The following is a 20462-nucleotide window of genomic DNA, read 5'->3' on the forward strand; positions in this document are numbered from 1 at the left end:
AGCGGCAAGCCCGCTACATTCGCGCTTCGACAACCACACAGAAAGCGGAGGTGCACGATGGAAGACACTGCAATTCAAGCCCCCACCAACGTGCGGTTTGTCGGGCCTCATCTGAACTGATCGTTCACGCGTCGACCGCGTAGCCGGTCTGCCCCGCGCGGCCATCACCCGCCGCGACGACCACAAACTGCCCCGATTCAAACGCCGCTACCGGCACACACGTGCCGGTAGCGCCCCGTTCATTTGTCGAATCAAGGCCAACGACCATGCTTGAAACCCGTGCCGCACCTGCGCGGCATACCGTGACCACCGTGTTCGATCCCCAGCGCGCATCCGAAACCGACTGGGGCCATTTCCTCGCCTACTGGCGCCTGCGCGCAGCGGAAGACTTTCCCGGCGACCCTGTTCCTCCCGATGCCGACACCCGGCACAACGTGCTGCAGCCCAGTCCGCTGTATGCCGTTCATCGCGTGCTCGCCGTTGGCGCGCACGGCGAATTCATCGGCAGCCTGAGCGCGAGCTTCCGCCGCGAAGGCACGCCCGGGCACGAGGCGTTCGCACCGTTCCTCGAAGCCTGGGGCGGCGTGCTGCGCCCGCACCGGCGCCGCGGCGTGGCGAGCGCGCTGCTTCGCCCGTTGCTGGCGTTGATGGAAATGCACGACAAGTCCGTCGCAACCATCAAGACCCACCTGCCCGACGGCCACGCCTTCCTGCAGGCCATCGGCGCCGTCGAAAAGCACCGCAGCGTCGAGAACCGCATGCCCCTGGCCGGGCTCGACTGGCAGATGCTCGCCCGCTGGCGCGCCGATGGCTTCACGCCCGCCCACGGCCTGCGCGCCGAGGTGCACGCGGGCCGCGTGCCCTTCGAGCGGCTCGCTGCGCTGATGGCGCCGCTGTCCGCACTGCTGAACGACGCGCCCACCACCAACCTCGAACGGCCGCCGCTGCGCTACGACCTGGAGGACTTCCCGCCCTGGTACGCCGACATGGACCGCCGCGGGGGCGAGCACTTTCTCGTGCTCCTGCTCGACGGGGACGAGGTGGTCGCGGTGTGCGACGCCTCCTGGAACCAGCGCTTCCCCGACCGCTTGCAACAGCGGCTCACAGCCGTCGCGCGCCAGTGGCGCGGCAAGGGCCTTGCAAAGGGCGTGAAGGCCGCCATGCTGCAGCTCGTGCGCGAGCGCCACCCCGAGGTCACGCTGGCCGTGACCCACAACGCCGAAGTCAACGCCCCCATGCTCACCATCAACCACCGGCTCGGCTTTGCCGCGCACAAGCACGACGGCCTCTACCAGATCGACACGCAAAGCCTGCGGACCTTCCTGGAGGCACGGCCATGAAGGCACCCCAACGTCTGCAGGCATTGATCGACGAAGGCCTGATCGACACCGTGGTGCGCCAGCTCATGAGCGGCAAGGAAGCCATGGTCTACGTCGTGCGCTGCGGCGACGAGACGCGCTGCGCCAAGATCTACAAGGAAGCCGACAAGCGCAGCTTCCGCCAGGCCGTCGACTACACCGAGAACCGGCGCGTCAAGAACACCCGCGAGGCACGCGCCATGGCCAAGGGCACGCGCTTCGGCCGCAAGGTGACCGAGGCCATCTGGCAGAGCGCCGAGGTCGATGCGCTCTACCGCCTGGCCGCCGCGGGCGTGCGCGTGCCCACGCCGCACAACTTCCTCGAAGGCGTGCTGCTGATGGACCTGGTGACCGATGCCCATGGCGACGCCGCCCCGCGCCTCAACGACGTGGTCTTCTCACCCGAAGACGCGCTGCGCCACCACGCCAGCCTGCTGAAAGAGGTGATGCGCATGCTGTGCGCCGGCATCGTGCATGGCGATCTCTCCGAGTTCAACGTGCTGCTGGCCGAAGACGGCCCGGTGATCATCGACCTGCCGCAGGCGGTGGACGCCGCCGGCAACAACCACGCGCGGCGCATGCTGCTGCGCGACGTCGAGAACCTGCGCAACTTCTTCGGCCAGTTCGCGCCCGCGCTGCTGCGCACGCACTACGGCGAAGAGATCTGGCAGCTGTACGAACGCGGCCTGCTGCGCCCCGAGACTGAACTGACGGGCACGTTCGTGCGCGAGACCGGCCCGGTCGACCTGCGCAACGTGATGCGCGAGGTGGACGACGCACGCGAGGAAGAAGCGGCGCGGCGCCTGCGCATGCAGGCACCGCGACAATAGCGGGCTCACAACGCCCGCCTCGATGAACTCCACCGCCCCGCCTCCCTCCGCCCCGCGCCCGCCGTTTTCCTCCGCCGCCCGCCAGATCGCGAAGGCCGCGGCCTTCGCGGCCCTGGGCTTCGGTTCGGTGGCGCACGCGGCGGGCATTCGCCTCGAAGACGACCGCGGCACCACACTCGAACTGCAGGCGCCGGCGCAGCGCATCGTGTCGCTGATGCCCTCGCTGACCGAAACGGTCTGCGCGCTCGACGCCTGCGACCGGCTGGTGGGCATCGACCGCCATGCCAACTGGCCGGTGTCGGTGAAGGGTTTGCCGCAGGTCGGCGGCATCGACGACGCGAACATCGAGCGCATCGTCGCGCTCAAGCCCGACCTTGTGCTGCTGCGTCCACGCAGCCGAGCCGCCGAGCCGCTCGAACGCCTGGGCATCAAGGTGCTGGCGCTCGACGCCAAGACCCACGCCGACATGCGCCGCGTGATGGAAACCGTGGCCCGCGCCACCGGCCGCCCGGGCGCGGGCGAAGCCTTCTGGCGCAGGCTCGACGCCGGGCTGGACGCCGCCAAGGCCCGCGTGCCGGCCGGCTGGCAAGGCCGTCGCGTGTACTTCGAGGTGCACGGCGGCATGGCCGCGGCCAGCGAAAGCTCCTTCATCGGCGAGACCCTGGCCCGCCTCGGGCTTGGCAACGCCGTGCCGGGCACGCTCGGCCCGTTCCCGAAGATGAGCCCTGAGTTCGTGGTGCGCGCCAACCCCGACGTGCTGATGGTATCGGCGCTCGGCGAAATCTCCGCCATGGCTTCGCGGCCCGGCTGGTCGGCCATGTCGGCCATCCAGCGCGGACGGGTATGCAGCTTCGCCTCGGCGCGCTTCGACCTGATGATGCGCCCCGGCCCGCGGCTGGACGAAGCGGCCGACGCCATCGTGGGCTGCCTGGCCTCGCTGGGCGCGCCGAAGCCCTGACACCCGACGACTCATCCCTTCCGCCATGAAGCATCGCAAGCAAACCTCCTCCACTCCTTTCGTCCGGGTAGGCCCCAGCGGCGTGCATGGCCTCGGCGCCTTTGCCACGCGCGACCTGCCGGCCGAAGCTTTCCTTGGCCTCTACGAAGGCCGCCGCTACACCCAGGCCGAGATCGCCACCAAGGTCTGGGACGACCAGCTCACCTACCTGTTCACGCTGTCGAACCACGAGACCATCGACGGCGCAAAGGGCGGCAACGCCACCCGCCACCTGAACCATTCATGCGAGCCGAATTGCGAGGCCGTCGAGGAATACGACGAGGGCGGCGAAATGGTGCTGAAGTTCCAGACGCTGATGGCCGTGGACGCGGGCGACGAGCTGTTCATCGACTATTCGCTGACGGCGGACGACGGCTCGCCACCGTCGAAGTACCCGTGCCATTGCGGCTCGCCCAGTTGCCGGGGAACGATGCTGGCGCCGGTCGAATCCGCCGCCGAACAAGACGCTCAAGCGTTCGGGTTCGTGGCCGCGACGTAGCGCGCATCCCATTGCGTGGCAAGCTGCCGCGCACGGTGCAGCGGCACGCGCGCAGCCTCGAAGTCCACCACGCAGGCCATGTCGGCGGCCTCGGGCCGGGCGGGGTTTTCGCTGCTGCGGCCATCGGTCAACAGCCACAGCCAGCGTTGGCGCGACTCGCTCTTCGCCAGCAGTTGCCCCGCGCGCTGCACGCCCAATGCCAGCGGCGTGCCGCCGTGCGCTGCAATCGGCGCGACCCAGTCGTCGTTCCAGGCGCTGGCGCGGCGCGGCGGCAGGCGCAGTTCGACCACCTCGCCGGCAAAGCACAGCAGCGCAACATGGTCGCGGCGCTGGTAGGCCTCCTGCATCAGCGCGAGCAGCAGGCCCTTGGCGCGCGCGAGGTTGCCATCGCTGCGCATCGAGGCCGAGCAGTCGAGCAGGAAGCAATGCAGCGCGCCACTGCGTGCCTGCTGCGGGCGGCGGCGCAGGTGCTCGGGGCGCAGATGGCCGGCACCGCGCGCTGCAAAGGTGCGCGGCCAGTCGAAGGCCGAGCCTTGCGAGGCGGGGCCATGCCATGCATCCCTTTGCGAACCCTGCCTCCGGTCACCCTGGCGCGCGCCAGTGGGTGCGGCATCCCGGAGGCTCAGGCTTTTTTTGGCGCGGCCTGTGCGGGAGCGATCAGCGGGCGCAGCGGCTTCACGCGCTCGATTCCGACGGGCTCGGGCGGCATGGCGCCCCAATCTTCATCGCTCGCACTGTTCGCGGCGTCGGTCGGATTCGCGCCGGGCATTGCGGAGCGAGGGGCTGCCGATGGCGCAGCCTCGGCTTCGGGCTTGCGCCGGTGCAGCAGCACGGCTTCGGCCACACGCCGCACGTGGCTGGTGGTGATGGCGCCCGCACCGTCCCAGGCCGCGAGCGCGCGAGCGGAGCGCAGCATCACGAGATCGGCGCGCAAGCCATCGACGCCGGCTGCGATGCACAGCGCACCGACCGCCTCATGCACCGCATCGCCATACGGCAGCGCTGTCGCATCGGCCACGAGGGCGCGCGCACGGACCAATGCGGCCGCCAGCTCGGCTTGCGCCTTCACATGCGTCGTGCGAAAGCCCTGCGGATCGGCATCGAAGGCCAGCCGCGCACGCACGATGGCCTGCCGCTCTGCGGCATCCTCGATATTGCGCAACTGCACACACAGGCCGAAACGGTCGAGCAGCTGCGGGCGCAGCGTGCCCTCTTCCGGGTTCATGGTGCCGACCAGCACGAAGCGCGCGGCGTGCCGGTGCGAGATGCCGTCGCGCTCCACCACGTTGACGCCGCTGGCCGCCGCGTCGAGCAGCGAGTCGATCAGCGCGTCGGGCAGCAGGTTGATCTCGTCGACGTACAGCACGCCGCCGTGCGCGCGCGCCAGCAGGCCGGGCGCGAATTTCAGTTCGTGGCCGGCCAGCGCCTGTCCGAGGTCGAGCGTGCCCACGAGGCTCTCGAGGCTGGCGCCCAGCGGCAGCGTGACGAAAGGCGCGCCCGGCAGCAGCTCGGCCAGCGCGCGGGCGGCCGTGGTCTTGGCGGTGCCGCGCGGCCCTTCGATCAGCACGCCGCCAACGCCCGGATCGACGGCGGCCAGCAGCAGTGCCTGACGCAGCTGCGGCTGACCCGCGATCGCGGCAAAAGGAAAAGGCACCGGCATCGGGGCGGCAGTGGTCATCGCGAAAGTCCTTCCATCCGCTGCTCGTGGCCGAGCAGCAGGTTTTCCAATTGATCCTTGTAGTCACCGGGCGATTGCCACAGGCCGCGCTGCATGGCCTCGAGCAGGCGGCTGAGCATGTCGTGCAGCGCGCGCGGATTGTGCGCGCTCACGAAGTCGCGGGTGGCTTCGTCGAGCACGTAGGCGTCCGCCACCATCGCGTACTGGTGGTCGCCGACCACGCGCGCGGTGGCGTCGAAGCCGAACAGGTAGTCCACCGTCGCGGCCATTTCGAAGGCGCCCTTGTAGCCGTGGCGCTTCACGCCGTCGATCCACTTCGGGTTGACCACGCGCGCGCGGATGACGCGGCTGATTTCTTCCTTCAGCGTGCGCACGCGCGGCGCCTGCGGGTTGCCGTGGTCGCCGTGGTACATGGCCGGCTGCCGGCCGCTCAGGTGGCGCACGGCGGCGGCCATGCCGCCCTGGAACTGGTAGTAGTCGTTGGAGTCGAGCAGGTCGTGCTCGCGGCTGTCCTGGTTCTGCAGCACGACGTTCATCGCGCGCAGGCGGCGCACCAGCGCGCCGGTGGCGGGCACGCCGTCGCTGCCCTGCCCGTAGGCGTGGGCGCTACCGCCGACGTAGGCTTTCGACAAATCGTCGTCGGTCTGCCAATCGCCATGATCGAACAGCCGTTGCAGGCCGGAGCCGTAGCTGCCGGGCGCAGAGCCGAACACGCGCCAGCCGGCTTGCGTGCGGGCGGCCTCGGGCGCCATGCCCTGCGCTTCGAGCGCGGCGGCCTCGCCGAGGATGCGCGCGCGGATCGGGTTGCGCTCGGCGTCTTCGTCTTCCTGCGCGGCGACGGCCTGCACGGCAGCGTCGAACATCTGCACGGCATTGGGAAACGCGTCGCGGAAGAAGCCGGAGATGCGCAGCGTCACGTCGATGCGCGGACGGCCGAGGCCCACCGTGGGCAGCACCTCGAAATCGACCACGCGCTGGCTGCCCGGCGCCCACTTCGGACGCACGCCGATGAGGGCGAAGGCCTGCGCCAGATCGTCGCCGCCGGTGCGCATGGTGGCCGTGCCCCAGACCGAGAGGCCCAGCGCCACGGGATAGTCGCCATGCTCCTGCAGGTGCCGCTCGACCAGCTGCGCGGCGGACTTGAGACCGAGCATCCAGGCTGTGGGCGTGGGGATGGCACGGGTGTCGACCGCGTAGAAATTGCGCCCGGTGGGCAGCACGTCGGGCCGGCCGCGCGACGGCGAGCCGCTCGGCCCCGGCGGAACGAAGCGGCCTTGCAGGGCACGTGAAAGTTGCAGCAGCTCCTGCGCACCGCAGGCGTCGAGCGCGGGGGCGAGGTCTTGTTCGACGCGGCCCATCACCGCAGCGGTATGCGGCATGTCGGACGGACAGGCGTTGTCCTGCAGCAGGCGCTGCGCCAGCAGCTCCAGCCGCTCGCGGGTATCGCCCTGATGCCGCCACGCATCGGTGCTCACCGATTGCAGCAGCGCGGGACGCGCGCCCTGCCACGGTCGTGCCGCGTCGATGTCGAGCGGGTCGAACGCCTCGCCCGGCAACAGGTCTTGCGACAACGCGCCGAGCAGCCCGGCATTGGCGCCCGCACCGTCGGCAGCCGGGTAGCGTGCCAATGCCAGCAGCGTGTCGCGCCGCAGCCGCTCGCGCGGCGATGTGCCGAACACATGCAGCCCGTCGCGGATCTGCGTTTCCTTCAGCTCGCACAGGTAGGCATCCACGCGCGCGAGCACCGCATCGTCTTCCGCGCCCGGCAGGCCACCCAGCTCTTCGACCAGATGCTGCGCCCGCACCGCCGCGAGGATCTGCGCGCGCAGCACCTTCGCGCGGCGCGCATCGACCAGCAGCGCGTCGTAGTACTCGTCGACCTGCCGCTCCAGGTCCTGCATCGGGCCGTGGTTCTCGGCACGCGTGAGCGGCGGCATCAGGTGGTCGACGATGACCGCCTGCGTGCGCCGCTTGGCCTGCGCGCCCTCGCCCGGGTCATTGACGATGAAGGGGTACACGTTGGGCAGCGGCCCGAGGATCGCGTCGGGCCAGCAGGCCCGCGACAGCGCGATGCTCTTGCCCGGCAGCCATTCGAGGTTGCCGTGCTTGCCGACGTGCACGACAGCGTCGATGGCGAAGGCATCGCGCAGCCAGAAATAGAACGCGAGGTAGCTGTGCGGCGGCACCAGTTCGGCGTCGTGGTAGCTCGCATAGTCGGCCATGTCCAAGGTGCCCAGCGCACGCGCGGGCTGGATGCCGACGAACACGCGGCCCAGCCGCAGGCCGGCGATCATGAAGCGGCCGCGCCGCAGCATCGGGTCTTGCTCGGGCCGGCCCCAGCGTGCGTCGATGGCGTCGGCCATGCCTTCGGGCAGCGACGCGAGCCGCGCGCGGTGCTCAGCCAGCCCGTAGCTCTGCCACGCCGGCCGGGCAGCCCACTGCGCGGGATCGTTCGCGATGCCTTCCTGCAGCTTGCGCATCAGCGCATCGCCGTCAGCGGGCATCGCGCCGGGTTCGCCCAGCGCATAGCCCTCGGCCGCCATCGCCTGCAGGATCGCCATCACCGAAGCGGGCGTATCGAGCCCCACACCGCTGCCGATGCGGCCCTCGCTGCCCGGGTAGTTCGCAAGGATCAGCGCGATGCGCTTCTCGTCGGCGCGCAGGCTGCGCAACCGGCACCAGCGCCGCGCCAGCTCGGCCACGAAGGCGATGCGGTCCGGCTCGGGCTGGTAGCTGACCACCTCGGTCTGCGTGAGTTCGCAGCGGTGCGACAGGCCCTTGAAGCTCACGGCGCGCGTGACGATGCGGCCGTCCATCTCGGGCAGCGCGATCTGCATGGCGATGTCGCGCGGACGCAGGCCCTGGCTGTCGGCCAGCCAGTCCTCGCGGTTGCCGCCACTCACTATCACCTGCAGCACCGGCGCGTCGCCGGCCAGCGCGAGGGCTTCGCCTTCTTCATCCTGCGCGCCTTGCCCCAACGCGGCGAAGGCCGTGGTGTTGAGCACCAGCTGCACGTCATGCTCGGCGCACAGCGCACGCAACGTGGACAGGCACAGCGGATCTTTCAGCGAATCGAGCGCCACCGGCAGCGGGTTGAGCCCCTCGGCGCTCAGCGCCGCGGCGAGCGCATCGAAGGCCGCCGTGTTGCCCGACAGCAGGTGCGAGCGATAGAACACCAGCGCCACCACCGGCGCGCCCGCATGCCATCCGGCGCGCAGGTCGTCGATGCCGGCCACGGCATGCGCCGTGCCCATGCCCTGCGGCACATGCAATGCGACCTGCGGCAGGCTGCGCGGCGGCAGCGGCGCCTCGCCATGGTCCAGGCCGTGGAAAGCCACCGCACGCAGGAACTGCATCGCATTGCCCGCCCCGCCGCTGCGCATGTACTGCCAGAGCTGGCGGCTCACCGCACGCGGCGCCGTGCTGCGCGCGAGCAGGTCTTCGTCTTCCTGCAGGTCGCCGGAGAACATGGCGAGCTGCTGGCCCTTGCGCTTGGCGAGCTTTTCGAGCTGCTGGAGTCCATAGGCCCAGGCCGATTCCGCGCCCAGGTGGTCGACCACCACCACGCGCGCATGCTGCAGCACCTCGTCGATGTACAGGTCGAGCGAGGCCGGCTGGCGCAGGTGCATCAGGTTGGCCAGCCGCAGCGACGGATAGCCCGGGTCGGTGACCGCCAGCGCCGTGCGCGCGGCCGCGAGCAGCGCGAGCGTGGTGTCGGCCGAGCTGAGCACCACGATGTCGCCCGGGGTCTGGTCGAGCCGGGTGACGACGCTGTCGTCCTCGACGAAGCGTCCGGGCTGGGTGCTCAGCAGGTGCATCGGTTCAGGTGGTCAGGCCGCGACCGCACTCACCTCTTCCAGCGCCTTGCGCAGCGTGGCTTCGTCAAGGTCTTCGCCGATGAACACGAGGCGCGTGCGCTGCGCCTCGCCATCGCGCCAGCGGCGGTCGAAGTGGTGGTCGAAGCGGCGGCCCACGCCCTGCACCAGCAGGCGCATCGGCTTGCCCGGAATGGCGACGAAGCCCTTCACGCGGTAGATGGTGTGCTGTTCGACCAGTTGGCCCAGCACGGCCAGCAGGCTGTCGCGGTCCACGGGCGGCAGCTCGATCACGAGCGAGTCGAACTCGTCGTGGTCATGGTCTTCCTCGTGGTCGTGGTGGCTCTCGCGCAGGTGGATGGTGGCTTCGGCCTCACGGCGCTGGCCCAGCAGCAGCGCGAGCGGCAGCCGGCCCTCGGTGGCGGCGACGATCTTCACTTCGGGCGGCAACTCCTCGCGCACCAGCGCCTCGACCTCGGCCCGCGCGGCGTCGTCCATCAGGTCGGTCTTGTTGAGCACCACGAGATCGGCGGCCGAAAGCTGGTCTTCGAACAGCTCATGCAGCGGCGATTCGTGGTCGAGGTTGGGATCGGCGCGGCGCGCTTCGTCCACGGCCTGCGGGTTTTCGGCGAACTGGCCCGAGGCGGCGGCCGGGCCGTCGACCACCGTGACCACCGAATCCACGGTGAAGATGTTGGCGATGTCCGGCCACTGGAAGGCCTGCACCAGCGGCTTGGGCAGCGCGAGGCCCGAGGTCTCGATGAGCACCGCGTCAAGCTCGCCGCGGCGCTCGGCCAGTTGCAGCATCACGGGCAGGAACTCTTCCTGCACGGTGCAGCAGACGCAGCCGTTGGCCAGTTCGTAGAGCGCGCCCGCACGCTCGTTGCCTTCATCGTCGCAGCCGATGCCGCAGCCGCGAAGAATCTCGCCGTCGATGCCGAGCTCGCCGAACTCGTTGACGATCACCGCGATGCGGCGGCCTTCCGCGTTGCCGAGGATGTGGCGCAGCAGCGTGGTCTTGCCGCTGCCGAGAAAGCCCGTGACGATGGTGACGGGGATCTTGGCGTTGCTTGCTTGTGTCATGGAAAGGATCTTTCAGACGCCGCCGGCGATGACGGCGGCGCGATGGATAAGCGGCAGACGGGCGCCCGGCGGCGCACCGTCGAAGTGGGCCGCGGCGCCCTCGGGGAAGAGGAAGCGCGTGCGAAGAGCGCGGATCAGACGCCGCCGTACAGGCGACGCTCGACGAAGGCGGTGCCCTGCAGCCGGCGCCAGGCCTTGGCCGCAGCCAGCACGCCCAGGTCGACCAGCGGCTCGACAAGCACCACGGTCATGTAGGCCGCGCCGAAGCTGGCGATCTGGCCCAGGTTCTCGATGCCGGTGCCGCGCCCGTAGAGCGCCCAGAAGCCGACCCAGACCACGATGCCGCCCTGGTAGGCCACCGACAGCCTGAAGGCCTGCTGGTAGCCGATGTCCACGTAGGCCAGCTTTTCGGGAATGATCCGGCGGGCCAGCGCGGAAGTGGCGAACAGCGGCACCAGCAGCGTGGTGACGTTCATGCCGTACTGCGGCAGATCCTGCGGCTCGAAGAACAGGCCCTGCACGAGCAGCCCGCCCGCCAACCCGATGGCCGCGGGCGCCAGCCCAAACACCAACAGCAGCGTGGTGCCCAGGATCAGGTGAACCTCGGACACGCCCACCGGATGGTGCGGGAACACCTCGAAGAAGCAGAACACCAGCGCCACGGCGATGGCGGAGCGCAGCACCAACGCGGCGGGCCCGTCCTTCATGAGCATCTGGAACGCGACCTTGCCGGTGTAGGCAAGAGCGGCTGTCGCCGTCGCGTAGCTGAGGAAAATCTTGGATCCGTCGACGAGACCTGGTTCGATGTGCATCGAGCACCTCCTGAAATGCACCGCAGTGCGAAAGTTGATTGTTGGTGGATGGGCCGGCTCGCGCAAGCCCCTGTCATGAACGCCGAAGCACGCGTTGCGCTCCCGGCAGGGCCGACGACCGAGGCTTGCGCAGCAACCGCCGCCAGCCGATCACCACGCCGCTGGCCGAGGCCACGGCGCCGATGATCGACAGCAGCCACATCACGATGTCCCAGGCCGGCCGGTACTGGATGAGCCAGGGAAAGTCGAGGCTGTGCGCCGCGTTGAACAGCCAGCGGCGCAGGCGCGAATTGCTGTCGTTGCTGCCGACGACTTGCCCGCTGGCGGGGTCGATGTAGATCCAGCTGCGCGCGGGGTCGTCGAACTGCAGGCGCCACACCGGCACGATGCGCTCGCGGTGGTGGCCGTACCAATGGAAGTCTTCGCGGGCCTGGAGCGTGGCCTGCGTGACGGCCGATCCGGGCCGCAGGCGCGGGGCGGCGCGCAGGATGTCTTCGCGGCTTATCGACGCAATCGCGCCAGTGGCTGCGTCGATTACGCGAACGTAGGCCTGCGCATCGCGCAGCTGCAGCAGCGGCTTGCCATCGAACCACAACGGCACGGCTTCGCGCGGTGCGGCAGCGCCCTCGCCGGTCGGCAGCGAAGCCGGCGGCCATGGGAACGGCGATGTGCCGGCGCCCGTGTAGCGCGCCATCACCGCCGCATCGACCAGTCCGCGCTGGAACCAGCCATTGGGGTTCATCGACAGCCAGCCGCTGACGATCCACGTCAGCACGAAGAAGCCACCGATCAGCCCCGCAATGTGGTGCCACGCCATCCAGCCGGTGTAGGGCGTGACCGCGCCGTTACGGAATCGCCGCCGCAAGCGCACCCGCAGGATGCCGATGACGATGCCCGTCACGGCCGAGACGATGCACGCCCCCGACAGCCACACCACCACGTCGTGCCACAGCGGCGGATCGGCGCGCAGCGGCGTGAAGTAGATCCAGTGCGGCACGGAGCCCAGCCAGTTCCACAAGCGCTCCGAGCGCGTGGTGTCGCGCACCACCTCGCCACTGCGCGAGGACACATACAGCTCGGTGCCGGCCGCGTCGCCGACCTCGATGCGGTGCAGCGGGCGCAGCGGGTCCAGGCCCTGCGGCACGGTCCATTGGTCGCGCTCCAGCGTCTCGGCCCAGTGCGCGCCGGCACGGCCCGAGAAGGCCCGCGCAATGGCCTCGGCCTGCGCGGCATCGACCGGGCCGGGCACATGGCCGTCGCGCGCCGAGACGGTGTGCCGGCCGCCGCGCGCATCGACGATGCGCCACACCGGTTCGGGGTTGTTGCCGCCCTGCATCTCCAGCACCATGCGCCGCGGCGGCTGGGCATTGAGTGCGACAAGTGCGGCAGCGGGCGACACCGCCGCCTGTTCGAAGCGCAGCGGCGCGAGCCCCGCCAGTCGCTCTTCGTCCGTGAGGTTGGGATACCCCACGTACATCATCACCACGCCCGAGACGAACCACATGGCGAACAGCAGGCAGCCGCCGATGCCCAGCCATCGATGCGTCCAGTAGAGCCAGTGCCGGATGCGCGGCCAGGCGCGGCGCCATGCGGAGGTCATGAGGGCACTGCTCAGAAGTTGACCAGCGCCGACAGCTCGAACGAGCGCGGACGCCCCAGCAGCCACTGGTTGCCGCCGTTCGAGATCGACACCGGATAGCGCCGGTCGGCCAGGTTGTAGGCGCGCAACGCGAGCTTGAGCGACGGGTTCGCCTGCCAGCTCACGCCCGCGTCGGCCACGGTGTAGGAGCCGATCTTGCGCGAGTTGGCCGTGTCGGCCTGACGCGGGCCGACGTAGCGCACGCCGAACTCGGCCTCCCACTGCGGCATGAAGCGCCAGTTGAGCCACAGGTTCGCTGCCTCCTCGGGCACGCCTGTGGGCGTGTTGCCCGCGCGCGAGACCAGCCTGCCGCCGATCACTTCATTGAAGTCGTCGTAGCGCGCACGCAGCTTGGCGACGTTGGCTTCGAGCCTCAGCGTGGATGTCAACGCCAGGTCGAGCGTGGCCTCGATGCCTTCGGACGACTGCTTGCCGATCTGCTGGGTGACGGTCGGGTCGTTCGCGTCGCGCGAGAGCAGCTTGTTCTTCTCGATGCGATAGGCCGCCACGGTCCAGGCACCGCGGTTGTCGGCCAGCTGGCGCTTGTAGCCGACCTCGACCTGCTTGCCGGTGCTGAGGTCGAAGGCCGCCTGCGAGGCCGAAGTGGTCACCAGCGAGCCCAGCGGATCGGCCGCGCGCGCCACCTGTGCATAGAACGACTGCGTCACGTCGGGCGCGTAGACCACGCCAAGGCGGCCGGTGGCGTACTCGAAGGTCTTGCCGAAGCTGTTGGCGGCGTTCAACAGGTCGGTGCGCGCGATCTTCGCGTGATCCCAGCGCAGGCTGCCCACCACCGACCACTGCTCGTTGAAGGCCAGCTTGTCCTCGGCGAAGAAGGCGTAGGTGCTGGTCCTGGTCTTGTAGCGCGGCGTGTAGGCCACGGGCGAGGCGTAGTAGCCGGGGTTGAAGATGAAGGGGTCGACCACCGAGCGGCCGCCATAGGGCGAGTCGTTGGTGTGCGTGAAGTCGATGCGGTTCGCGTCGAAGCCCACCAGCACCTGGTTGGCCAGGCCGAACAGGCCATGCCTGAAGGTGGCGTCGGTGCGGTTGCCGATCTGTTCCTGGTCGTGGCCGATTTCCAGGTAGTCGCCGCGCGTCACGCGCCGGGTGGTGGCGCTGTAGGTGTAGGTTTCGCTGTTGCGCCAGTGGCGCTTGCTCTCCAGCCGGTAGAGCTGGTTGCGCACGGTGACGGCATCGTTGGGCGTCCACTGCGCATCGAGCCGGGTCCACTTGTCGCGGTACTTGATCTCGGCGTCGTCCACGTTGTAGTTCTGGCGCAGCGTCTGGCTGCCCAGGCGGCCGTCGATCAGCGGCACGCCGTAGTAGCGCTGCGGCGACTGGCTGCCTTCGTCGTGCGACAGCGTGAACTGCAGCTGCGGTGACACGTCGAGCCGCACGGCCGCGCCCACGGCGAGGCTCTCGGCCTCCCCGCGCTGCATGAAGCCGTCGGTGGCGCGGTGGCTGATGTCCAAGCGGTACGAAAGCCTGTCGTCGATCGCCCCGCCGCTGCCGAAGGCCACCTGGCGGGTGGCGTCGGAGCCGAGCGTAACGAGCGCCTCGTTGCGGATCGGGCCGCGCGTGGGCTTCCTGGGCACCACGTTGATCGCGCCGCCGATGGCGCCCTCGCCGTACATCACCGAGGCCGCGCCGCGCAGCACCTCGATGCGATCGACCGACCAGGTGTCGAACGGAAAGGTGACGGTGCCCGCGCCCGCATACAGGCGCGTGCCGTCGAACAGCTGCATCACCGAGCCGTGGCCCGAGAAGCCGCGCGCGGCCATGGCTGTGCCGCCGTTGCCGGGGCCGGGCGAGCCGGTGATGCCGGTGGCGCGGGTGGCGGCGTCGATCACCGAGACGTCGCCGCGCGCGCGGATGGTGTCGCCCGTCAGCACCTCGATGCTGGCCGGCGTTTCCAGCGGCGTGAGGCCAAGGCGGCTGCCGGTGTACGAGGGCTCGTCGATGGCCAGCGGCGCGTGCCGCTCGGCCTCGACCTGCACCGGCTTCAAACTTTGGCCGCTGCCGGCCGCTTCATCCGGCGATTGTGCGAAGCCCGCGGAAGGCCCGAACGCCAGCCCCAAGCCCAATGAGAAACCCGAAAGACGCGCCCAACGCAGCGGCGTACCCATGCAATCGCGCGCCGGCGATGCTTGCTGACCCATTTGATCTCTCCTGCGACCTGCGTCCCCGCAGGCTCCCGACCGATAGAGGAAGCAACGGAAGAGGCGAAGGGACTGCGGCGGTCCGCGCGAGCGCGAGGCGGCAGGCCCGGACACGCACTCCCGCAGCGTCCGAAGGCGGTTGCGAAGGCCGGTATCCGGGCTCGCGGAGCGCCGCGGTGTGCTGTGGGATTGCACACCGCGGCCGAAACCCTCGCCTTCCCACGCCGATGCGCAGTGGCTGCCCGTACCTGCGTGGAAGCAGGCATGGGCGTGAGGGTTTCCAGATCCGCCGACCGTTGCGGGGGCAGCGCAGGAGTTGACGCGTCAAGATCGACGCGGCGCACCTGCTTCCCGTTTAACCCCGTGGCCATCACATGGCGTGCGGGGCACCTTCGAACCGTGTTGCCTGGCGCAAGTCAGTTAATAAGAACTGATACACCAGGGCGGGCGGAATTATAGGGAACGGCCTGCGGCAAGCCGCGCCGAGAACTTCAGGCGGGCTTCCCGTCGGGCCCGAACAGCCGCCGCAGCACGGCCACACCCGCCACCAGCGCATTCGAGTAGGTGGCGTAGGGATCCTGGGCGGCCTCCAGCGGCATGTAGACGTGGGAGGTTTCGCCCGGCGTGTCGTCGACCGCCTCCATCAGCACCCAATAGAACTCGCCCGCTTCCAGTTCATGGACGGTGAGTGCGACGTTTCTTGATAAGGACATGGAAGTGGGCGTGACGGGGTGGTTTGTCCTGAATGGGCGGCGAACCCATGCGGTTGACAGTGCTTTCGGGGTTCTCCTACAGAGTCCGGCCCGCGCGCGGCCTAATGTTGTAGTCAGGGATCTTCGAAGAACCTCAAAAGAGCCAGGAGGCATCATGAAGCATTTCACTCTTGAACCGAAGATGCGGTCGAGCATCGGCGGCGCCTTTTACCCGACCGGCTACTCGATGGTGATGTTTCCGAGCGCAGAAGATGCCAACCGCATTGGTCACCGCCTGATCGAAAAAGGCATGAGTGGGGACGAGGTCTACCTGCTTCCCGCGCAAACGGTGCTGGACGAGATCACCCCGACCGTGAAAAGCTCCGACGACCCGTTGCCGTCCGCCGGCACCGATGCCGCGACCGTACGCGCCTATACCAAGCTGGCGAACGAAGGCCACACAGGCCTGCTGGTCAGGACCCGCGACAGCGCGACGGCCGAACGCCTGATGGAACTGGTGCGCACGGTGCCCTATTCCATCGCCCAGCGCTACCGCACGCTGGTCATCGAAGACCTCTGACGGCATGGCGGGCGTCAAGCCGGCACGGCCATCGACACGGCCCGCTGGACCACGTCGCGCGCCATGGCCTGGGCCAGTTCCTGTTCGCCCAGGAACACGGTGGCGGAGGTTTCCTGCGTGAGCAGTCGGGCCTCCTGCTCGTTGTGGCTGCGGATCACGGTCTGTATGGTGGGGTTGAGCGTGCGGGCCGTCTCCATCATCTGGCGCACATTCATGGCGTCGGGCGTGGCCACCACCAGCACGCGGGCACGCGCGATGTGCGCCTGGATCAGCACGGCCGGATCGGCCGCGTCGCCCCACACGGCCGGCGTACCGGCTTCGCGCAGCTTCTCGACCAGTTCGCGGTTCTGCTCGGCCACCACATACGGGATGTCGTGCGCGTCGAGCTCGGCCGCGATGCGGCGCCCGACGCGGCCGTAGCCCACGAGCACCACCTGCCGCGAGAGGTATTTCGCCTCGGTGGTCATGGGCAGTTCGGCCAGCGGGTCATCGCGCGACTCGAGCCCGCGCGCGAAGGAGAAACGGGCATGCAGCCACTTCTGCATCGGCACGATCAGGCTGAACCACAGCGGGTTGGTGGCAATGGAGATCAGCGCGCCCGCCAGCACGAGGCTCTGCCCTTCCACCGGCAGCAGGCCCAGCGACACCCCCAGCCCGGCCAGGATGAACGAGAACTCGCCGATCTGCGCGAGGCTGGCGCTGACGGTCAGCGCAGTGCCCAGCGGGTAGCGGAACACCAGCACCAGCGCGCAGGCCGCGAGCGACTTGCCCAGCACGATGACGAGCACCACGGCCAGCACCTGCAGTGGCCGGTCGATCAGCACCGAGGGATCGAACAGCATGCCGACCGACACGAAGAACAGCACCGCGAAGGCGTCGCGCAACGGCAGCGATTCCTGCGCCGCGCGATGGGCGAACTGCGACTCGCGCATCACCATGCCGGCAAAGAAAGCGCCCAGCGCGAAGGACACGCCGAACAGCGCCGCCGAGGCGAAGGCGATGCTCACGGCGGCGGCCACCACGCACAGCGTGAACAGTTCGCGCGAGCCGGTGCGCGCGACTTGCCAGAGGATCCAGGGGAACACGCGCCGCCCGACCACCAGCATCAGCGCGACGAAACCGCCGACCTGTAGCAGCGTGAGGCCCAGCGTCTGCCACAGCGGATCGCCCGGCCCGGCCTGCGCGCTCTGGCCGCCCAGCGCACCCGCCAGCGGCGGCAGCAGCACGAGCACCAGCACCATGGCCAGGTCTTCGACGACGAGCCAGCCGACGGCGATGCGGCCGGTGAAGGAATCGAGGATGCCCATGCTTTCGAGTGCGCGCAGCAGCACGACGGTGCTGGCCACCGACAGCGCCAGCCCGAACACCAGCGCCGCGCCGGGGCTCCAGCCCCACCACAGGGCGAGCCCGCCGCCGAGCAGCGTGGCCACGGCGATCTGCGCGAGTGCACCGGGCAGCGCGATCTTGCGCACGGCCAGCAGGTCGTCGAGGGAAAAATGAAGGCCCACGCCGAACATCAGCAGCATCACGCCGATTTCTGCAAGCTGCGCGGCAATGCCTGCATCGGCCACGAAGCCCGGCGTGAACGGGCCGATGATCACGCCGGCCAGCAGGTAGCCGACCAGCGCCGGCAGCCGCAGCCTGGCCGCCAGGAACCCGAGCACGAGCGCCAGCCCCAGGCCGGCGGCTATCGTGTTGATGAGGGAGACGCTGTGGGGCATCGCTGCATTCTGCAGGAACGATGTCTGGCTTTTTATTTCACACGGTCTTCTTTGAGGGGCTCTTTTTCGGGCTCTTCTTGGGGGTGCGTGCACAGGCCACCGGGTACTCCCCTCCGCGAATGTCCCCCGCCTTCGGCTCCTCCTTTATTTCGCTGCGGGGAGCACCCGATGCCCTGTGCAACGACTGCTCTATCCAACGCTCACGCCGATGGGGTGCCTTGCGCAGCGAAATAAAGGAGGAGGCCGCAGGCCGGGGGACATTCGCGGAGCAAGGCACCCCGTCGGCGTGAGCGCCCCCCGAAATCACGTACACAAAAAGTTCAGCCTCAGCCAGCCATCTTGCTGCTGCGCGCTGCGTCGAGCACCTCGGGCTCCTGCGCCTCGACCCAGCTCTCGTTGTTGAGCCCGGCCTGCAGCCGCGCCTCGTCGAGTTCGTTGGTCCACTTGGCGACCACGATGGTGGCCACGCCGTTGCCGATCAGGTTGGTCAGTGCGCGGGCTTCCGACATGAAGCGGTCGATGCCCAGGATCAGCGCGAGGCCCGCCACCGGCACATGGCCCACGGCCGATAGCGTGGCCGCCAGCACAATGAAGCCGCTGCCCGTGACGCCCGCCGCGCCCTTCGAAGTGAGCAGCAGCACGGCCAGCAGCGTGATCTCCTGCGTGAGCGTCATCGGCGTGTTGGTGGCCTGTGCGATGAACACCGCCGCCATCGTCAGATAGATCGACGTGCCGTCGAGGTTGAACGAGTAGCCGGTGGGAATGACGAGGCCCACGCAGGTCTTGTTGGCGCCAAGGTTCTCCATCTTCTCCATCATGCGCGGCAGCACCGATTCGCTGGACGAAGTGCCCAGCACGATCAGCAGCTCTTCCTTGATGTACTTGATGAACTTCCAGATGCTGAAGCCGTGGAAGCGCGCGATGAGCCCCAGCACCACGAAGATGAACAGCAGGCAGGTCAGGTAGAAGGTGCCCATCAGCTTGCCGAGCGAGAACAGGCTGCCCAGGCCGTACTTGCCGATGGTGAAGGCCATCGCACCGAAGGCACCGATGGGCGCCAGCTTCATGATGTAGTTGACGATGCCGAAGAGTACGTGCGAGCCCTTCTCGATCACGTCGAACACCAGCGTGCCGCGGCCGCCGAAGCGGTGCAGTGCAAAACCGAACAGCACAGCGATCAGCAGCACCTGCAGGATCTCGCCCTTGGCGAAGGCGTCGACCACCGTGCTCGGAATGACGTTGAGCAGGAAGTCGACCGTGCCGGTCATCTTGCCCGGGCCGGTGTAGGCCGCGATGCTCTTGGTGTCGAGCGTGGCCGGGTCGATGTTCATGCCGGCGCCGGGTTTGAGCAGGTTCACCAGCACCAGGCCGACCAGCAGCGCGATGCTGCTGACGATCTCGAAATACAGCAGCGCCAGCCCGCCGGTCTTGCCGACCTTCTTCATGTCTTCCATGCCGGCGATGCCCACCACCACCGTGCAGAAGATGATCGGCGCGATGATCATCTTGATCCGTCGCCCAGCGGCTTCATCGCCTCGCCCGTCGCCGGGGAGAAGTAGCCGAGCAGCACACCGATGATCACCGCGGTGATCACCTGCACGTAGAGGGAACGGTAGATCGGGAGCTTTCTGGCGGGTGTGATTGTTGTGCTTTCCATGGCTTGCCTCCGGAGGGTTTGGAAACTGTAGGACGCGTATCGGCCGCTTTCTATCCGTGGAACCCGTATCGATGAAATGAAAAAACCCGCCGAAGCGGGTCTTGTCGATCAGGTACAGGTCAGCATGCTCAATGCATGTGCAGGCCGCCGTTGACCGAGAAGTCGGCCCCCGTGCTGTAGCCGCCCTCGTCGGTGGCGAGCCACGCGATGATGGAGGCGATTTCGCTCGGTTCGCCCAGGCGCTTGACCGGGATGGTGGCAACGATCTTGTCGAGCACTTCCTGTCGGATGGCCTTGACCATTTCGGTGCCGATGTAGCCCGGGCTCACGGTGTTGACCGTCACGCCCTTGTTGGCCAGCTCCTGCGCCAGCGCCATGGTGAAGCCGTGCATGCCGGCCTTGGCGGCCGAGTAGTTGGTCTGGCCCGCCTGGCCCTTGGCGCCGTTGACCGAGCTGATGTTGATGATGCGGCCCCAGCCCTTTTCGACCATGTCGCCCACCACCTGCTTGGTGACGTTGAACATGCTGTTGAGGTTGGTCTCGATCACCGCGCTCCAGTCCTCGGGCGTCATCTTCAGGAACATGCGGTCCCGCGTGATGCCGGCGTTGTTGACCAGCACGTCGATGGGTCCGTGCGCCGCCTTGGCGGCGGAGAAGGCCTCGACGGTGGATTGCCAGTCGCCGACATTGCCGACCGACGCATGGAACTCGAAGCCTTCGGCTTTCTGTTCGGCCAGCCACTTGGCGTGGTCGCGCGTGGGACCGCATCCGGCGACCACGGTGAACCCGTCCTTGTGCAGACGCTGGCAGATGGCAGTTCCGATGCCACCCATGCCCCCGGTGACATATGCAACTTTCTTGCTCATGAGATTTCCTTTATGTACATAGCAAAAGCCTGAACGGCCGCCTTCACTCTAGCGAGTTTCAAGCCGTGGTCCTCTG

General features: G+C 68.6%; 15 protein-coding genes, 1 pseudogene and 1 riboswitch. Of the genes and pseudogenes, 5 read left to right on the plus strand and 11 right to left on the minus strand.

Annotated features, from left to right (window positions below; translation table 11 throughout):
- The first annotated feature begins 266 nt into the window (after positions 1–266).
- Genes ASD05_RS27670 through ASD05_RS27685 form a run of 4 tightly spaced genes read left to right on the plus strand, consistent with a single transcriptional unit; the run spans position 267 to position 3684 of the window.
- Positions 267–1340 (plus strand): GNAT family N-acetyltransferase, encoded by a 1074-nt coding sequence (locus tag ASD05_RS27670; protein WP_056599488.1) that lies wholly within the window; start codon positions 267–269, stop codon positions 1338–1340.
- Positions 1337–2188 carry a PA4780 family RIO1-like protein kinase gene (locus tag ASD05_RS27675; RefSeq protein ID WP_056599491.1) on the plus strand — a complete coding sequence of 284 codons (852 nt, stop codon included), beginning with the start codon at positions 1337–1339 and terminating at the stop codon, positions 2186–2188. Before ASD05_RS27670 ends, ASD05_RS27675 begins: the two co-directional genes overlap by 4 nt.
- A gap of 22 nt (positions 2189–2210) precedes the next feature.
- A complete protein-coding gene (locus ASD05_RS27680) occupies positions 2211–3146 on the plus strand; it encodes an ABC transporter substrate-binding protein (protein ID WP_056599494.1) in 936 nt (311 codons plus the stop codon).
- 25 nt (positions 3147–3171) lie between these two features.
- Positions 3172–3684 carry an SET domain-containing protein gene (locus ASD05_RS27685; protein ID WP_056599497.1) on the plus strand — a complete coding sequence of 171 codons (513 nt, stop codon included), beginning with the start codon at positions 3172–3174 and terminating at the stop codon, positions 3682–3684.
- Here ASD05_RS27685 and ASD05_RS27690 read toward each other — a convergent pair.
- From ASD05_RS27690 to ASD05_RS27725, 8 genes are all read right to left on the minus strand, one after another.
- Positions 3654–4166: a vWA domain-containing protein gene (locus ASD05_RS27690; protein ID WP_321165894.1), complete on the minus strand. Its 513-nt coding sequence runs from the start codon at positions 4164–4166 to the stop codon at positions 3654–3656. The genes ASD05_RS27685 and ASD05_RS27690 overlap by 31 nt on opposite strands.
- Positions 4167–4306: 140 nt before the next feature.
- Complete coding sequence (locus ASD05_RS27695; protein ID WP_056599503.1) at positions 4307–5362, minus strand: ATP-binding protein; 1056 nt, start codon at positions 5360–5362, stop codon at positions 4307–4309.
- Positions 5359–9180 (minus strand): cobaltochelatase subunit CobN, encoded by a 3822-nt coding sequence (gene cobN / locus ASD05_RS27700; RefSeq protein ID WP_056599506.1) that lies wholly within the window; start codon positions 9178–9180, stop codon positions 5359–5361. The genes ASD05_RS27695 and cobN overlap by 4 nt, the downstream gene beginning before the upstream one ends.
- 12 nt (positions 9181–9192) lie before the next feature.
- Positions 9193–10260, minus strand: coding sequence for a cobalamin biosynthesis protein CobW (gene cobW / locus ASD05_RS27705; RefSeq protein ID WP_056599509.1), 1068 nt, complete (start codon positions 10258–10260; stop codon positions 9193–9195).
- A 134-nt stretch (positions 10261–10394) separates the two neighbouring features.
- The gene (locus ASD05_RS27710) at positions 10395–11072 is read right to left on the minus strand and encodes an energy-coupling factor ABC transporter permease (protein ID WP_056599512.1); all 678 of its coding nucleotides are present in this window, start codon (positions 11070–11072) and stop codon (positions 10395–10397) included.
- Positions 11073–11145: 73 nt separating this feature from the next.
- Positions 11146–12672: a PepSY domain-containing protein gene (locus tag ASD05_RS27715; protein WP_056599515.1), complete on the minus strand. Its 1527-nt coding sequence runs from the start codon at positions 12670–12672 to the stop codon at positions 11146–11148.
- A gap of 11 nt (positions 12673–12683) precedes the next feature.
- Positions 12684–14870: a TonB-dependent receptor gene (locus ASD05_RS27720; protein ID WP_056599518.1), complete on the minus strand. Its 2187-nt coding sequence runs from the start codon at positions 14868–14870 to the stop codon at positions 12684–12686.
- Between the two features lie 128 nt (positions 14871–14998).
- Positions 14999–15279: riboswitch (cobalamin riboswitch) on the minus strand.
- Positions 15280–15361: 82 nt separating this feature from the next.
- A complete protein-coding gene (locus tag ASD05_RS27725; protein WP_007839105.1) occupies positions 15362–15583 on the minus strand; it encodes a hypothetical protein in 222 nt (73 codons plus the stop codon).
- 154 nt (positions 15584–15737) lie between these two features.
- Between ASD05_RS27725 and ASD05_RS27730 the strand changes: the two genes are divergently transcribed.
- Entirely contained in the window at positions 15738–16142 is a 405-nt protein-coding gene (locus ASD05_RS27730; RefSeq protein WP_056599521.1) for a hypothetical protein, read from the plus strand.
- A 14-nt stretch (positions 16143–16156) separates the two neighbouring features.
- Here ASD05_RS27730 and ybaL read toward each other — a convergent pair whose 3' ends face one another.
- From ybaL to phbB, 3 genes and pseudogenes are all read right to left on the minus strand, one after another.
- The gene (ybaL, locus tag ASD05_RS27735; RefSeq protein WP_056599523.1) at positions 16157–17863 is read right to left on the minus strand and encodes a YbaL family putative K(+) efflux transporter; all 1707 of its coding nucleotides are present in this window, start codon (positions 17861–17863) and stop codon (positions 16157–16159) included.
- 326 nt (positions 17864–18189) lie between these two features.
- Positions 18190–19520, minus strand: a pseudogene (locus ASD05_RS27745) (dicarboxylate/amino acid:cation symporter).
- 128 nt (positions 19521–19648) lie between these two features.
- Positions 19649–20386, minus strand: a complete 738-nt coding sequence (gene phbB / locus ASD05_RS27750) for an acetoacetyl-CoA reductase (protein WP_056521388.1) — start codon at positions 20384–20386, stop codon at positions 19649–19651.
- Positions 20387–20462: the final 76 nt, after the last annotated feature.

It is taken from the genome of Variovorax sp. Root434 (assembly GCF_001426595.1).
GTDB lineage: Bacteria > Pseudomonadota > Gammaproteobacteria > Burkholderiales > Burkholderiaceae_C > Variovorax.

What these genes read in the sequence shown, in the direction of transcription:
- ASD05_RS27670 (WP_056599488.1), top strand. Translation starts at nt 267, where the DNA reads ATGCTTGAAACCCGTGCCGCACCTGCGCGGCATACCGTGACCACCGTG.
- ASD05_RS27675 (WP_056599491.1), top strand. Translation starts at nt 1,337, where the DNA reads ATGAAGGCACCCCAACGTCTGCAGGCATTGATCGACGAAGGCCTGATC.
- ASD05_RS27680 (WP_056599494.1), top strand. Translation starts at nt 2,211, where the DNA reads ATGAACTCCACCGCCCCGCCTCCCTCCGCCCCGCGCCCGCCGTTTTCC.
- ASD05_RS27685 (WP_056599497.1), top strand. Translation starts at nt 3,172, where the DNA reads ATGAAGCATCGCAAGCAAACCTCCTCCACTCCTTTCGTCCGGGTAGGC.
- ASD05_RS27695 (WP_056599503.1), bottom strand. Translation starts at nt 5,362, where the DNA reads ATGACCACTGCCGCCCCGATGCCGGTGCCTTTTCCTTTTGCCGCGATC.
- cobN (WP_056599506.1), bottom strand. Translation starts at nt 9,180, where the DNA reads ATGCACCTGCTGAGCACCCAGCCCGGACGCTTCGTCGAGGACGACAGC.
- cobW (WP_056599509.1), bottom strand. Translation starts at nt 10,260, where the DNA reads ATGACACAAGCAAGCAACGCCAAGATCCCCGTCACCATCGTCACGGGC.
- ASD05_RS27710 (WP_056599512.1), bottom strand. Translation starts at nt 11,072, where the DNA reads ATGCACATCGAACCAGGTCTCGTCGACGGATCCAAGATTTTCCTCAGC.
- ASD05_RS27715 (WP_056599515.1), bottom strand. Translation starts at nt 12,672, where the DNA reads ATGACCTCCGCATGGCGCCGCGCCTGGCCGCGCATCCGGCACTGGCTC.
- ASD05_RS27720 (WP_056599518.1), bottom strand. Translation starts at nt 14,870, where the DNA reads ATGGGTCAGCAAGCATCGCCGGCGCGCGATTGCATGGGTACGCCGCTG.
- ASD05_RS27725 (WP_007839105.1), bottom strand. Translation starts at nt 15,583, where the DNA reads ATGTCCTTATCAAGAAACGTCGCACTCACCGTCCATGAACTGGAAGCG.
- ASD05_RS27730 (WP_056599521.1), top strand. Translation starts at nt 15,738, where the DNA reads ATGAAGCATTTCACTCTTGAACCGAAGATGCGGTCGAGCATCGGCGGC.
- ybaL (WP_056599523.1), bottom strand. Translation starts at nt 17,863, where the DNA reads ATGCCCCACAGCGTCTCCCTCATCAACACGATAGCCGCCGGCCTGGGG.
- phbB (WP_056521388.1), bottom strand. Translation starts at nt 20,386, where the DNA reads ATGAGCAAGAAAGTTGCATATGTCACCGGGGGCATGGGTGGCATCGGA.